Here is a 13,824-nt window from a genome sequence, read left to right on the forward strand (position 1 = left end):
CCGATCCCCACCGATGCGCCGGCGCTACCTGCTCGCGGTTGCAACCGTTCTCTTCGCTCTCCTCGCGCTCCTGGCGCTCGGGGCCCTCCCCTCCCTGCTGGGCGGCGGCGAGGTCTACTACGTCACCGCGACGTCCGTCGAGAGCGAGAACGGAAACGGGGAACCGATACGGGTGGAGAACCTCTCGGAGAACCGGTTTCCGTACACTCACCAGGCGATCGAGGAGGGGATCTCCGACGCCTACGAGGAGGGGCGGTTCGGGATCAAGGAGTCGTTCACCCACACGCCGAGCGACGAGTTCGGCGAACTCCGGGTCCGGGAGGGGGCGGCGACCCCCGGGGACGAGGAAGGCGTCCTGGTCGTCGAAAACAGCAGTTACTACCGCCTGGAGATCACAACCGACCCAGGAGAATGACCGACGACGCCGGCGAGCCCGAGGAGTGGACCGTGATCGAGTCAGTGACCGAGTACGAGACCCCGTGGTACGACGGCGGCTACGACCTTGTCCGCCAGCCCGACGGCACGGAAAAGCGCTACTACTGGGCTTCGCTTCCGCCGGCGGTCGTGGTCGTCGCCCGCACTGACGGCCCCGAGGGACCCGCCGGCGACGAACTGCTCTTCGTCGAGCAGTACCGCCCGACGGTCGGCGAACACCACCTCGAACTCCCCGCCGGCATCGTCGAGGACGGCGAGTCCTACACCGCGGCCGCGGCCCGCGAACTCGAGGAGGAGACCGGCTTTCGGCCGGAGACGACGGTTCTTCTGGAGGAGTACGCGGTCGCGACCGGCCTCCTCAGACACGATCGGGCAGTCGTCTACGCCGACGGGCTGGTGCCGGGAGAGCGGGCCCTCGACACGAACGAGTTCCTCGAGCTCCGGCGGGTGCCCCTCGAGGACGCTCTGGATCGCGCCCGCGAGGCACCGGCGAACGACGCCACGATAGACGGGCTCCTGTTGGCCAGAGCGGACGGCTTCCTGTAGCGGAGCGCTTATTCGCCGGCCGACCTAACGGGCCGGCGATGGACGGCGAGATCACCGTCGAGGACGTCCGCGATCTCCTCGAGAGCGACGGCGTTCGGATCGTCGATATCCGCGACGAACACAGTTTTCGCCGGGAACGGATCCCCGGCAGCGAGAACGTCCCCTTCTCCGAACTCCCCGGCCGGGTCGAGGAGCTAGACGGCGCCGACCGGATCGTGACGGTCTGTCCCCACGGGAAGGCCAGCGTCCAGGCCGCCCGCCTCATCGGCTCCTACGAGGGGGCGACCGACGCCCGCGTCGAGAGCATGGCCGGCGGGCTCGAGGCGTGGGCCGACCGGTACGAACTGGAGTCGGCCGCCACCGCCGACTCCGGCGGAGCCGAGGGGCCCGACGCGCCGTTCTGAGGAGCGGTCGCTCGGCGGTCGAGCGATCGAAAACGAGGTCGGCTGTCGGAGTCAGGCGACGTTGAAGCCGCGGTCCCGGAGGAAGTCCTCGATGCGGCCGGTGTGGTTGCCCTGGAGCTCGATCTGGCTGTCCTCGACTGTCCCCCCGCAGGCGAACTTCGATTTGAGGTCCGAGGAGAGGCTGTCCAGATCGACGTCTTTCGGATCGAACCCTTCAATGATCGTTACTTCCTTGCCGTATCTGCGCTCGTCAATGCGGATAGTGAGCTGTTGTTGGCCCTTGGCGACGTCCTCGCAGACGCAGAGCTCCTCGGGCAGCCCGCACGTCGAGCAGACTTCCGACATTACGCTCGACGGTAGGAAACGACCATATTAAACACTGTCGGGACCCCGATCCCCGCCCGTGATCCTTTTTACGTCGATGCCCGGTATACGGTCGGGCGTAAGCCGTGGACGGTTTTCGCCCATCGACTCGGCGAAAACCTATCGACCGTTACGTCCGGCCGTATAGAGCCGGCCGATCGCCGGCAGTTCCTCTCGGGCCATCCGGTCGACGAGGTCGATCGCCTCGTCGGCCGCCGCCCGGTCGATGCCCCCGCCGTAGGTCGACCGTTCGTACAGTTCCTCGACCCGGCGGGCGCGCGGATCGAACGAGGGCGTCCCCGAGAGCGCCTCGACATACTGGCGGGTCGACTCCCCCGCCTCGCGGGGCCTGTGACGGCGTTCGAGGAGGATCTCGAGGCGGCGGTAGGCCCGTTCGACGTCCGCGTCGGGGCCCGCCGTCCGGCCCTGGTACTGGAGGCGGGCGCTCCGGCTCGCCCGGGCAGTGGCGCCCGTCCGGTGGGCGCCGGCGGCTAGGCCGACGAGGACGGCGATCCCGACGATGGCGGTTTCGGGCGAGGAGGGCGGGAACTCCCGCTCGCCGTCGCCCTCGCCGTCATCACCGTCGGTCGCGTTCGCACTGCCGTTTCCTCCCTCGGGGTCGAGACTGCCGATCCCGGGCTCGGCGCTGCCGTTGGGCCCGCGATCGTTGGGAAGCGCCCCGTCGGGAATCTCCGACGGCGGCTCGGTCGGTCCGACGCCGCCTCCGGCGGGCTCGGAGACGTTGATCGGGGCGTTTTCGACCTCGACGCGGTCGAGGTCGGGGCCGTCTGAGGTGTTGCCCTCGGGCCCGGCGGCGACGTCCTCGCTCGCCCCGGTGTCGATGCCTGATTCATTGTTCTCGCGGGCGTCCTCGAGCCGGTCGTAGTGGACGTCGTCGCGGTCGCCGCCGGGCGTGGGGTCGAAGGCGACCCAGCCGTGTCCGGGGAAGTAGGCCTCGACCCAGGCGTGGGCGTTGAGTCCGCGGACGACCCACTCGTTGTCGTCGACCTGCTGGCCGCTCGTGTAGCCGGTGACGTAGCGCGCCGGGATCCCTTCGGTCCGGAGCATCTGGGTCATCGTCGTCGCGAAGTAGACGCAGTAGCCCTCCTCCATCTCGAGGAGGAACCCCTCGGCGACGTTGCCGTCGGGTCGGGTGACGTTCAGCGAGTAGCCCTTCTCGGTCCGGAGGTGCTCCTCTATCGCGCTCGCGGCCTCGTGGGGGTCGTCGGCGTCGGCGACGACCTCCGCGGTCGCGTCCTCGAACTCTGCGGACACCCCTTCGGGCTGTTGGAGGTACTGTGCCGTGACCTCCTCGGGGTAGTCGGTGCTCGCGTTCGCCAGCTCCTCGCTCGAGGCGTTGAGCACGGCGCTCTCGACGTTGTACCTGTCGCCTTCGATCAGCGCCTCGCTCGGGTGGAACTGGCCGTGGTCCGTCCGTTCGGTGATCTCCCGGACGTCCCCCTCGATCTCGACCGGGGAGGCCGCCGCCGGAAGCACGCGGGCGTCGTCCTCGACGGTCACCGTCTGGTTCACCGTCTCGGTCTCTCCCGGGGGCGCCTCGAGGCGGCCGTCGAAGGCCTCCTGCTGGCCGGTCCGCACCCACCCCTCGCCGGTGAAGCGGTCGTAGACGCCGGTGCGCCAGTACGATTCGCGCTCGCTGCGGACGGTAAAGCGGACCTCCGGCGACAGCGAGACGTTGCCCGCGATCGTCGTCTCCTCGGGCGCCGTCGCGGAGTTGGCCTCGAGGCTCCCGTCGGTGCCCTGGCCCTCGATCAGTACCGTCGGCCCGGGTGTCCCGCCGGGGACCAGCGAGACCGAAAGCGAGAGGACGACCATCGCCGCGAACAGGACGGCGAGCACGTCCGCCTGGGCGATCGTCCCCCGGCGGAGCTCGAGCTCGCCGAAGCCGACGGCGGCGATCCCGCCGACGGTCCCCGCGAGCGTGGTCGCGACGCCGGCGTCCCCCGAGAGCACGAGGAAGGCAAGCGCGATCCCGCCCGCGAGGACGCCGAGGACGTACCGGCGGCGGACGGCGAGATACCACGAGAGAAAGACCGGTCCGGGTGCGAACGCCAGCGCCCAGCTGTCGACCGCCATCATCCGCAGCAGCGGCATCCCCGTTGCGATCGCGATCGTATCCGAGGCCAGTCTGTCCAACGAGCCGAGAGCGGTCCCGACCCCGACCCCGGTGACGGTGAAGTAGTAGCCGAAGCCGACGGCACCGAAGAGGAGGGCCGTTCCCACCGCGGTCCGGACGGCGATCGCCCGGGCGAGCAGCGTCGCGGCCGCGAACACGACCGCGACGACGGCCAGCAGTCGGGCCGTCCCGCCGACGACGCCCGTCACCTCCAGCAACACCGAGACGTACGACGCCGTGAGCACGAGCACGCCCGCGAGCGCCCCGGTCCGGAACGCCCGGTCGGGGATCGCCCGGTCGACGTCGACCGACCGGCTCGCGGTCGCATCGGTCGTGCTCACGCGACCACCTCTCGGCCCTCATCCTTCGAATCCGGGGCGATTCCGGTCCGGAGATCGCCCTCCCGGAACCGGTCGAAGGGGATCGTCTCCTCGCCGACCGCGACGACGGTTCCCGTCTCGTCGGCACGGACCACCACGTCGGCCTCGCGTCTCGCCCGGTCGGTGGCGATCCCGTCGCCGGTCCGGGCGAGCAAGCGAAGCGCCTCGAGGTGGTGGTCGTGGCCCGCCCGCGATGGCAGTGAGCCCGCGGGCGTGGCGACCGAGACGCGGACGCCAGACTCGAGGAGGTAGGTCGCGACGCTCGCGGTCGCCGTCGCCATCTGGTCGGCGCGGTCGCGACCCGCCTCCGCGAGGAGGGCGACCTCGCCGACGTCGTCGTCGGCGACGAACTCTTTGACGACGAGTTCGCCGTCGGCACGTTTCGCGGTCGACTTCCAGTGGACGTCCCGCAGCGAGTCGCCCCGGTCGTACTCCCGGAGGTGATCGAACTCCTCGCGGCTCCCCTCGCGGATCGCCAGCGCGAGCGTCCGCAGGTCCCGCCGCGAGGCCCCCCGCAGGTCGTATACCTCGGGGTAGACGAGGACCCGGCCGGTCGCGGCCACCGAGAACTCTCGGGAGACGAGCCCGAGGACGTCCCGGACGGTCACGGTGACGGGACCGACCGTCCGCTCGCCGCGGGCGGTCAGCCGGACGTCGTACGTGACCTCGCTTCCCTCGGCGATGGTGAGGTCGGCGACGGCGTCGGCCTCGGGGTCGGCGACGATTCCCTCGCGCCAGGACTCGCTCGGTGCCTCCCGGATCGTCGCCAGCCCGTCGCCGACCTCGTCCTCGACGGTCGCGGCGATCGGGTTCCCGGCAGTGAGCGACAGCGAGACGGTCCGGCGCTCGCCGACGAAGCCGTCCTCGACGGCGGCCCGCTCTACCGTCGGCGCCTCCGCACGGGAGACCGCCACGACCGCCGCCAACAGGGCGAGCAAGAGGGGAGCGACGAGCGCGTTCAGCGACCGGGCGCCGTAGAGCCAGGCCATCACGAGACAGCCGGCGACGACGGCGACGACGGCGTAGCCACGGCGGGTGAGCTTCATCTATTCCACCGCTACCCGCTCCAGGGCCCGCTCGACGATGGCCGTCCCGTCGACCTCGGGGTCGTCGGAGCCGGCCCTGATCCGGTGGGGGAGGACGACTGGGGCCTCGTACTGGACGTCGTCGGGGATGACGTAGTCCCGCCCCGAGAGCACCGCCCGGGCCTGGGCGGCCCGCAGCAGGGAGATCGTTCCTCGGGGACTGACCCCGAGACGAGCGTGGTCGCGGGTGTAGCCCGCAAGCCGGGTCGCGTACTCACGGACCGGGGCCTCGACGCGGACCCGGGTCGCCGTCTCGCGGGCCCGCCGGACCGACTCGAGGTCGGTCACCGGCTCTAAGTCCTCGATGGGGTGGTGGCCGACGGTCCGGGCGAGCATCTCGGACTCCTCGTCGGGGTCGGGATAGCCGAGCCGGAGTTTCTTGACGAACCGGTCGACCTCCGCGAACGGCAACTCGTAGGTGCGATCGGGCTCGACCGCGTTCTGGGTCGCGATGACCGTAAACGGCCGCGGGAGGGCCCTGGTCTCGCCGTCGACGGTCACCTGGGCCTCCTCCATCGCTTCCAGGAGGGCCGACTGGGTCTTGGGCGGCGCCCGGTTGATCTCGTCGCCTAGGACGACGTTGGCGAAGACGGGACCGGGCTGGAACTCGAACTCGCGGGTCTTCTGGTTGAAGACGTTGACGCCGGTGACGTCCGACGGGAGGAGATCGGGGGTGAACTGCACCCGGCGGAACCGGCAGTCGATCGAGCGTGCAAGCGAGCGGGCGAGCATCGTCTTGCCGACCCCGGGGACGTCGTCGAGCAGGACGTGGCCCCGCGCGAGGATCGCCGTGACGACGTGTTCGACCGCCTCGTCGTGGCCGACGATGACGCCGGCGACGTTGTCGGCGACGGCCCGACAGAGGTCGGCGGCCTCCTCGGTCGGTAGCGGCTCGACGGCTGTCGGGCGGTCCTCCTGGATCGGATCGTGAGGGCGGTCCCTCGTGTTGGCGTCGGTCATCTGTTCTCTCCCGGCGCCACGGCGGGTACGTGGCGTGGTCTTCTTACCCCTCGTTGGGGTCGTGACGGTGATATGTGTTCCGTCGACTCTCGAACTGCCTGCGGTTGGCGGGTGTACGCACTCCCCACTAATATAACTCGGACCGAACGATGCAGCCGCTTTCGGTGTGACGGTCGAAGAACGATGCCCCGACGGTCGGCCCCTTAGAGCCGTTCTACGTTCGACGCCCGTGGCCCCTTCTCGGCCTCGACGATGTCGAACTCGACTTCCTGTCCCTCCTCTAGGTCCGGGCCGCCGACGTCTTCCATGTGAAAGAAGACGTCGTCGTCCGCGTCGTCCGTCTCGATGAACCCGTAACCGCCCGTGTCGTTGAAGAACGCGACCGTACCTTGCGCCATTGCGTCCGCATAAACTCCGGACAACCTCATAAATGTTCTGGGGGTATCGCCGCGAAACTGCCTGCACTTGCCGGTTTTCGGGGGTTCACAGAAAACACAGCGCGGATGCCCCGAGGCTCGACCTCGGGGAGGAAGCGCGTCGATACTCGACACAAACCTCCGTTCTCAGACTATCACACTCCCGAACGTGGACCTAACACACATCCGCGAGAACATCCCGCAGGCGACGTGGCAACACGTGTGGGCGTTCCGTCGATTGTTCCAATATGTCGAGTACAAGGCGGCAGAGCACGGCGTCGAAGCTGCCCAAGTCCCGCCAAACCATACGTCCCAACGGTGCTCGACGTGCGGCTGGACCCACGAGGACAACCGTGATAGCGAGCACTTCGAGTGCTTAAAGTGCGGGTATCAGAACCACGCGGATTACAATGCGGCGAAGAACATCGGTTTCCGGTATCTCCGCCGGCGGCAAAACGCAGCCGACGGAGGCGCACCCGTAGACGTGCGCTTGAATCGCGGGACGTTGAACGTGAGTGGGGAGTACGTCCCCCCCTACCTCTGTTGAGGCATAGAACGGGAGCCCACGCGAAAGCCTCGGGGCTTGACCCCGAGGCAGTTTACCACTCCTTGCAGTCCGAGCAGAGGACTCCCTCCTCGCCCCTCCAGACTCGCTCGGTCGCCGACCCACAGCGGGCACAGTCGTACGAGCCCCATCCGTACGTCGCTCGCGCGGGCTCGGCGGCATCCGGATCGCTCCCCTCCCGGCCGCCCGTCGTCGATGCCCGCCGTCGGGATTCGTCCCCTTCCGTATCGGTCCTGGACTCCTCGTCGCCGTCGCCCCCGCTCGTGCAGTCGGCGATCGTCGGCTCTCTGGTCACGACCGGACGTCGGGCGGCGGGCGCCTTAATCCCCGGGCCCGCACCGCACCAGCGGCACCGTAGACCGGCATGGCCAAGTGCGCCGGGCGAAAACTCCCGGTATGGACCCCGTCCCGCTGAACGTCATCGTCGAGAACGTCACCGAGATGACCGAACTGTTCGCCGAGGTCGCGACCGGCGAGCTTCTCGCGCCGCTTCTGTTCCTCGTTGGCGCCCTGCTGGTCGCCTTCAGCCTCGCCGTCTTCGGCGGCCTCACCCTCGGTGCGGTCGGCTCGCTGTTCAGTCTCGAGTAGCCCGCGCCAGAGCCTCGCCGGCGAGCTCTACCCCCCGACCGAGGTCGGGCCCCAGCGGCGAGCCGACGACGATCCCGTCGACGTGTTCGAGGACGGCCTCGAACCGCTCCTCGACCTCTCTCGGGGTCCCCGCGATTGAAAAGGCGTCGAGCATCGCGGGCGTGACCCGCTCGAACGCCGTCGAGAACTCGCCGGCCTCGAGGGCCTCGCCGACCGAGCGGGCGTCCTCGCCGGCGATCCCGTGGCGCTCCAGGACGGGCTCTGCGACGTCGGCCGCGATGAACGCGACCGGCGGCCGGGCGGCCTCCCGTGCGTCGTCGCGGTCCTCGGCGACGCTGACGGAGGCCCACGACAGCGCTTCGAACTCGCCGTCCCGACCGCGCTCGGCTCTCCCCTCCTTGAGCCGTTCTTCGGCCCACGCGAGGTCGTCGGGGTGGGAGGCGTTGACCAGGACGCCGTCGGCGTGTTTGGCGGCCATCCGGAGCATGTCGGGCCCCTGGGCGCCGACGTAGACCGGGATCGCCGCCGAGGGCGTGTTGAGCGACGCTTCGTGGACCTCGAAGGTCCCCTCGCGCGAGACCGTCTTTCCCTGCCAGAGGTCCCGGACGACGTCCATCGTCTCCAACACGCGCCGGAGCGGCCGGTCGCGGTCGATTCCCAGAGCGGCGAGCGCCGAGCGGTCGCCCGCGCCGAGGCCGAGCAGCGCGCGGCCGTCGCTTACCTCCGCTACGGTCGCGACGCGGGCCGCGAGCGTCGCGGGGTGGCTCTCGTAGGGGTTGACGACGCCGGGTCCCAGCCGGATTTCCTCGGTCGCCGCCGCCATCCGCGAGAGCGTGACGAAGGGATCGCGGTTGAAGTAGTGGCTGCTCGCGAAGGCCGCCTCGAACCCCTCTGCCTCGGCGAGAGCGGCGAGATCTGCGAGCTCGTCGGGCGGGTGTTCGGGCGTGAACTCGATTCCCTTCATGGCTCCCACTGCCACTCCCGGAGGGCTTGGCGAACGAAGTCGCTCTCGAGATCACGAAAGAGGTTCTCGCTGCCCGCATGATCGCCAAAGTCCCAGTCCCGGACGATGACGGCGGGGGTGCCGCCGGCACCTTCCCCCGTGACGAGGTTCGCGGCGGCGGCGAGTTCGTCGACGACCGACTGGACGGTGACCGCGAGTTCGTGGCCGTCGCGGTCCTCTTCGCCGCGCCAGTCCCGGCTCGCGGGGATCCCGTCCCAGCCGATCGCCACCCCGCGCTGGCCGTAGCGGAAGGGTCGCCCGCAGGTGTCGGTGACGATCACCGCGACGTCGTTCGAGAGCGCCTCCCGGATCCGGCGGGCGCTCTCCCCGGGTCGTTTCGGGAGCAAGAGGAGGTCGTTGTCGGGGACGTTCGAGCGGTCGATCCCCGCGTTGACACAGACGTGGCCGAAGCGGGTTTCGGTCAGCAGGAACGGCTCCTCCATCACGAGGTCGGTGCTCTCCTCAAGGACTGCCTGGGCGAACCGGGGATCTTTCTCCTCGTCGGTCCGCTCGGAGAGCCGGGTCGCGATCTCCTCGGCCCGCGGGCCGGCGGGGAAATCGGCGAGGTCGGCCACCCGGCCCTCGGCTTTCGAGACCACCGTGCTGGCGACCGTCAGCACGTCGCCGTCGGCGAGGTCCGTCCGTTCGGCGACGAGGGATGCGAGGTCGTCGCCGGGGCGGATCTCGGGGATCCCTTCGACTGCGTCGAGTTCCATACCGTTCGTGGGGGAAGCGCCAGGAAAAGGCCACCGTCATCGGCGGGCGAAACCGACTTTCGGGTTCCCGTCGTGGGGGGACGTATGACCGACGACGGTCCGACCGACGTCGTCACCGCGTTCCTCCGGAACCGGAGCGAGGTCCTGGTCCTCCGGCGAAGCGAAAACGCGGGAAGCTTCCGGGGCCAGTGGGGTGGGGTCTCGGGGGACGCCGAGGACGAACCCGACGAGCAGGCCCGCCGGGAGATCCGCGAGGAGACCGACCTCCCGACGGGCGACACGGATCCCGTCCGGGCGGGTCGTCCCCTCACCGTCGAGGGCGAACGCTGGCGGATCCACCCCTACCTGTTCGACGCCGGGAACCGCGAGGTCGAACTCGGCGAGGAACACGACGAGGCGGCGTGGGTCTCCCCGACCGAGATCGTCACCGGGGATCGCGAGACCGTCCCCGGTCTCTGGAACGCCTACGAACGGGTCGGGCCCACGGTTCGATCGATCGCGGCCGACGGCAGGCACGGCGCCGCCTTCCTCTCGATTCGCGCGCTCGAGGTCCTCCGGGATCGCGCGGGTCTCCTGGCCGCCGAAGGGGGCGACGATGGGGGGAGCGAGGCGAGCGAGGACGGTGACGGGTGGGACGAACTCGCTTCCCTCGCCGACCGGCTGATCGAGGCCCGACCGAGCATGGCGGTCCTCCGAAACCGGGTCAACCGGGCGATGGCGGGAGCGGACGATGACGGACGGGACGCGTCGGCGGTCCTCGATAGCACCCTCGAGGCGATCGACCGGGCCCACGCGGCCGACGACCGGGCGGCCGACAACGCCGCCGGGGAGGTCGGCGGGAGGGTGTTGACCCTCTCGCGGTCGGGCACCGTCCGGCGGGCGCTTCGGGCGGGCGACCCCGACCGCGTTTTCGTCGCCGAGTCCCGGCCCGCCTGCGAGGGGCGGGCGGTCGCCGAGGAACTCGCGGCGGAGGTCCCGGGAACGGCGGTGACGCTGCACACCGACGCCGCCGTCGCCCACCTTCTCGCCCGCGCGGACGTCGATACCGTCCTCGTGGGTGCCGACACGGTCCTTCCCGACGGTCGGATCGTGAACAAGACTGGGACTCGAGGGGCCGCGATCGCTGCCGCCCGCGAGGGAGTCCCCGTCTACGCGGTCGCCGCGAGCGACAAGGTCTCGACCCGCGAGGCGGTCAACCTGGAGTCGGGTTCCCCGGAGACGGTCTACGACGGCGAGGCACCGATCGACGTCGCCAACCCGACCTTCGACGTCACTCCCGCGGATTGCCTGACGGGAATCGTCACCGAGGCGGGCGTCGTGGAGTCCGGCGAGATCGAGGCCGTCGCCGAGGAACTCCGGGAGTACGAGCGGTGGGCCGAGAGGTAGGAGCGACAGACCGAAACCCCCCTGGACCCTACAGCAGGCCGGGCGGCGGTGACGAGGAGTTACCCCCACCGAGCCCCGTGTGACGAGGACCCTCTCCCGAGCCGCCCCTCGTATTGAGTAGCCGGCCCGCGTAGCCCGCGGCATGGAGATCGACCGACTCGGAATTCACGACTCCGTCGCGGCCGTCTTCCCGCCCGAGCGGCTCCGCGAGTTCCTCGCGAGCGAGACGCATGGGGGGATCGACGTCGCGGTGATCGGCGACGACGGGCTCGGCGGCGTCGACGGGGTCGTCACCCTGGAGCACCGCGATGCGTTTCGGGACCTCGAGTGGATCCACTCGATCCAGGCGGGGATCGATCGGTTTCCCCTCGAGGCGCTCGATGAGCGGGGCGTCGTCCTCACGAACAGCACGGGGATCCACGGCCGGTCGATCGGCGAGACCGTCGCGGGCTACCTGCTCGCGTTCGCCCGGCGGCTCCACGACCACGTCGCCGCCGGGGAGCGACGGGAGTGGAACCGCCCCGAGTGGGACGAGGCGTTTACCCTTTCGGGGACGACGGCCTGCATCGTCGGCACCGGAACCCTGGGTCGGGGAGTCGCCGACGTCGTCGGCTCGCTGGGCGTTCGTACTGTGGGGGTCCGGCGCTCTCCAGACTCACTGCCGGAGTTCGAGGAGATGTACGCGACCGAGACGCTCCACGAGGCGATCGCCGGCCCGGAGTTCGTTGTCGCGACCGTCCCGCTGACCGCCGACACCGAGGGGCTGTTCGACCGGGCGGCGTTCGAGGCGATGGCCCCCGAGGCTCGCTTCGTCAACGTCGCCCGCGGCGGGGTCGTCGACGAGCCGGCGCTCGTGGCGGCCCTCGAGTCGGGGTCGATCGCGGGGGCGGCCCTGGACGTCTTCGAGACCGAACCGCTTCCCGAATCATCGCCGCTGTGGGGGTTCGAGGAGGTGATCGTCACGCCCCACTGTGGCGCCTACACCCGGGACTACTACCGGGACGTCGGGGAGATCGTCGCCGACAATGTCGCGCGCATCGAGCGGGACGGCGAGTTTCGAAACCGGGTGGTCTAGAAGAACGTGAAGAGGTCGTCCCTCTCCTGGTCGTGGAGGTGGGTCCGGACCGCTTTTTCCAGGGGGTCGAGCTGGCCCCGCTTGGCGCTGATCGGGGCGACCGTCTCCTGCCACTGTTTCCAGGGCGGGAGCAGGCCGAGGCGGTCACAGATCGCGTCGAGGCGTTCGTCGCGGTCGTCGACCTTGTCCATCTTGTTGACCGCGACGACCGTCGGGATATCGAGTTCCCGGAGGAAGTGAAACAGCTCGACGTCGTAGGGGATCTCTTCGCCGCCGCTGTGGCGGTCGATGATATCGACGACGCTCTTGCCGTCGACGACGTGGATTGCGACGAGGATCTTCTCGGCGTTGTCCTCGAGATAGCGGACGATCCCGGTCTTGATCTCCTCGCGGCGCTCCTCGGGAACGCCGCTCATGAACCCGTAGCCGGGGAGGTCGGTGATCACGAAGTCCTCGGGGGCCCAGTCGTAGTGGTTCGGCGAGCGCGTTACCCCTGGATTCCGGCCGGTGTCGAACGTGTGGCCGGTCAGCTCGCGCATCAACGTGGACTTGCCCACGTTCGAGCGGCCGACGAGGACGACCTCGCTTCCGCGGTCCGGGCGGGTGTCGAACATACCCCGCCTACGGGCCGTCGGGCAAAAGACCCGGCGTTCGCGGCCCCTGGCGATAGTTCGACGGTCGTCGTCCGCGCCGGGGCCGTCCCGACCCCTCGATTCACTCGTCGGCGTCGGGATAGGGGATCTCGACGGCGTCGCCGTCGTCAGGGGCGAACACCTCGCCGTCGAAGACCTCGCGGGCCTGCGCGAGGTGGTCCCCGGTCCGGCCGGCGTACCGCGAGGAGAGGTGGGTCAGTGCGAGTCGGCGGGCGCCGGCCTCGCTCGCGATGGCGCCGGCTTGACGGGCCGTCGAGTGGGCAGTCTTGCCCGCGCGCTCGACACCGTCGTCGGCGAACGTCGCGTCGTGGATCAACAGGTCGGGCTCGTCGGCGGCCTCGACGGTCCCAGCCACGGGCCGGGTGTCGCCGGTGTAGACGACCGAGCGTCCGGGGCGGGGGTCGCCGACGACCTGCTCCGGCCGGACGACGGTGCCGTCCTCGAGCTCGACGGGGTCGCCCTCGTGGAGCTGCGAGAACTTCGGGCCGACGGGGACGCCCAGTTCCTCGGCGCGTTCGCGGTCGAAGCGGCCCTTGCGCTCGTCCTCGACCAGCGCGTAGCCGACCGAGCGGGTGTCGTGGTCGGCGTCGAACGCCCGGACCTCGTACTCGTCGGCGCGGTAGGCGACGTCGCCGGGAGCGACCTCGTCGATCCGGACCGGAAAGGAGGGTCGGGTTCCGCCCGCGGCGATCAGCTCCTCCAGTCGGCGCCGACAGCCCCGTGGGGCGTGGACGGCGAGGGGGGCCGCACGCTCGTTGAAGTCCATCGTCTGGAGCAAGCCCGGGATCCCGAAGACGTGGTCGCCGTGGAGATGTGTGACGAACAGCTGCGAGACCGAAAACCCCGTCGAAAAGCGCATCATCTGGCGCTGGGTTCCCTCGCCGGCGTCGAAGAGGAGCTCGTCGCCCTCGCGGGCGACGTGGATCGCCGTCGGATTCCGCTCGGCCGTCGGGACGGCCCCGCTGGTCCCCAGGAACGTCACGCGCAGTGCCATCGCCCTGGACTGGGAGCGGCCGGGGTAAACCGGCTTCGATCCGAGTGGTTGCATATGCGTGGTCGAAAGGGTGAAATTTACATCACTGCGGGACGAACGCAGGGATAGACTGGAGACA

The 13,824-nt window shown here is 69.9% G+C and carries 16 protein-coding genes and 1 pseudogene; 7 read left to right on the top strand and 10 right to left on the bottom strand.

The window, feature by feature from the left end:
• Positions 1 to 13 precede the first annotated feature (13 nt).
• Genes DVH23_RS03920 through DVH23_RS03930 form a run of 3 tightly spaced genes read left to right on the top strand, consistent with a single transcriptional unit; the run spans position 14 to position 1,385 of the window.
• Positions 14 to 415: a hypothetical protein gene (locus DVH23_RS03920; protein WP_114576131.1), complete on the top strand. Its 402-nt coding sequence runs from the start codon at positions 14 to 16 to the stop codon at positions 413 to 415.
• Positions 412 to 981 carry an NUDIX hydrolase gene (locus DVH23_RS03925; protein WP_114576132.1) on the top strand — a complete coding sequence of 190 codons (570 nt, stop codon included), beginning with the start codon at positions 412 to 414 and terminating at the stop codon, positions 979 to 981. Before DVH23_RS03920 ends, DVH23_RS03925 begins: the two co-directional genes overlap by 4 nt.
• A gap of 38 nt (positions 982 to 1,019) precedes the next feature.
• On the top strand, positions 1,020 to 1,385 hold the full coding sequence (locus DVH23_RS03930) for a rhodanese-like domain-containing protein (protein WP_114576133.1): 366 nt from the start codon (positions 1,020 to 1,022) through the stop codon (positions 1,383 to 1,385).
• 51 nt (positions 1,386 to 1,436) lie between these two features.
• Here the strand turns inward: DVH23_RS03930 and yciH are convergent, their stop codons facing one another.
• The 5 genes from yciH to DVH23_RS03955 all read right to left on the bottom strand — a co-directional run bounded on the left by yciH (position 1,437) and on the right by DVH23_RS03955 (position 6,708).
• Positions 1,437 to 1,730 carry a stress response translation initiation inhibitor YciH gene (gene yciH / locus DVH23_RS03935; RefSeq protein WP_114576134.1) on the bottom strand — a complete coding sequence of 98 codons (294 nt, stop codon included), beginning with the start codon at positions 1,728 to 1,730 and terminating at the stop codon, positions 1,437 to 1,439.
• Between the two features lie 138 nt (positions 1,731 to 1,868).
• Positions 1,869 to 4,226: a DUF3488 and DUF4129 domain-containing transglutaminase family protein gene (locus DVH23_RS03940; RefSeq protein ID WP_114576135.1), complete on the bottom strand. Its 2,358-nt coding sequence runs from the start codon at positions 4,224 to 4,226 to the stop codon at positions 1,869 to 1,871.
• Positions 4,223 to 5,311, bottom strand: coding sequence for a DUF58 domain-containing protein (locus tag DVH23_RS03945; RefSeq protein WP_114576136.1), 1,089 nt, complete (start codon positions 5,309 to 5,311; stop codon positions 4,223 to 4,225). Before DVH23_RS03945 ends, DVH23_RS03940 begins: the two co-directional genes overlap by 4 nt.
• Complete coding sequence (locus tag DVH23_RS03950; RefSeq protein ID WP_114576137.1) at positions 5,312 to 6,310, bottom strand: MoxR family ATPase; 999 nt, start codon at positions 6,308 to 6,310, stop codon at positions 5,312 to 5,314. It abuts the gene before it with no gap.
• A 203-nt stretch (positions 6,311 to 6,513) separates the two neighbouring features.
• Complete coding sequence (locus DVH23_RS03955; RefSeq protein ID WP_114576138.1) at positions 6,514 to 6,708, bottom strand: cold-shock protein; 195 nt, start codon at positions 6,706 to 6,708, stop codon at positions 6,514 to 6,516.
• Positions 6,709 to 6,898: 190 nt separating this feature from the next.
• Between DVH23_RS03955 and DVH23_RS03960 the strand changes: the two are divergent.
• A pseudogene (locus tag DVH23_RS03960) lies at positions 6,899 to 7,273 on the top strand (zinc ribbon domain-containing protein); the annotation flags it as partial.
• Positions 7,274 to 7,325: 52 nt separating this feature from the next.
• On the opposite strand, the gene DVH23_RS03965 reads toward DVH23_RS03960, so the two are convergent.
• Entirely contained in the window at positions 7,326 to 7,586 is a 261-nt protein-coding gene (locus tag DVH23_RS03965; RefSeq protein ID WP_114576140.1) for a hypothetical protein, read from the bottom strand.
• 101 nt (positions 7,587 to 7,687) lie between these two features.
• On the opposite strand from DVH23_RS03965, the gene DVH23_RS03970 reads away from it, so the two are divergent.
• Positions 7,688 to 7,879 (top strand): hypothetical protein, encoded by a 192-nt coding sequence (locus tag DVH23_RS03970; RefSeq protein WP_114576141.1) that lies wholly within the window; start codon positions 7,688 to 7,690, stop codon positions 7,877 to 7,879.
• On the opposite strand, the gene DVH23_RS03975 is transcribed toward DVH23_RS03970, so the two are convergent.
• Entirely contained in the window at positions 7,866 to 8,843 is a 978-nt protein-coding gene (locus tag DVH23_RS03975) for a 5,10-methylenetetrahydromethanopterin reductase (protein WP_114576142.1), read from the bottom strand. The two genes, DVH23_RS03970 and DVH23_RS03975, sit on opposite strands and share 14 nt — an antisense overlap.
• Positions 8,840 to 9,598 (bottom strand): coenzyme F420-0:L-glutamate ligase, encoded by a 759-nt coding sequence (locus tag DVH23_RS03980; protein ID WP_114576143.1) that lies wholly within the window; start codon positions 9,596 to 9,598, stop codon positions 8,840 to 8,842. The genes DVH23_RS03975 and DVH23_RS03980 overlap by 4 nt, the downstream gene beginning before the upstream one ends.
• 84 nt (positions 9,599 to 9,682) lie before the next feature.
• Here DVH23_RS03980 and DVH23_RS03985 point away from each other — a divergent pair, with 84 nt between their 5' ends.
• Together DVH23_RS03985 and ddh are read left to right on the top strand one after the other, a co-directional pair.
• On the top strand, positions 9,683 to 10,984 hold the full coding sequence (locus DVH23_RS03985; RefSeq protein ID WP_114576144.1) for an NUDIX domain-containing protein: 1,302 nt from the start codon (positions 9,683 to 9,685) through the stop codon (positions 10,982 to 10,984).
• A 142-nt stretch (positions 10,985 to 11,126) separates the two neighbouring features.
• The gene (gene ddh, locus DVH23_RS03990; protein ID WP_114576145.1) at positions 11,127 to 12,059 is read left to right on the top strand and encodes a D-2-hydroxyacid dehydrogenase; all 933 of its coding nucleotides are present in this window, start codon (positions 11,127 to 11,129) and stop codon (positions 12,057 to 12,059) included.
• Here the strand turns inward: ddh and engB are convergent.
• Both engB and rnz read right to left on the bottom strand, forming a co-directional pair.
• Positions 12,056 to 12,673 carry a GTP-binding protein EngB gene (gene engB, locus DVH23_RS03995; RefSeq protein ID WP_114576146.1) on the bottom strand — a complete coding sequence of 206 codons (618 nt, stop codon included), beginning with the start codon at positions 12,671 to 12,673 and terminating at the stop codon, positions 12,056 to 12,058. The genes ddh and engB overlap by 4 nt on opposite strands.
• A 100-nt stretch (positions 12,674 to 12,773) precedes the next feature.
• Positions 12,774 to 13,706, bottom strand: coding sequence for a ribonuclease Z (gene rnz, locus DVH23_RS04000; RefSeq protein WP_114576147.1), 933 nt, complete (start codon positions 13,704 to 13,706; stop codon positions 12,774 to 12,776).
• Between the last annotated feature and the right edge of the window lie 118 nt (positions 13,707 to 13,824).

The organism is Saliphagus sp. LR7, from assembly GCF_003344565.1.
In the GTDB taxonomy this organism is placed as follows: domain Archaea; phylum Halobacteriota; class Halobacteria; order Halobacteriales; family Natrialbaceae; genus Saliphagus; species Saliphagus infecundisoli.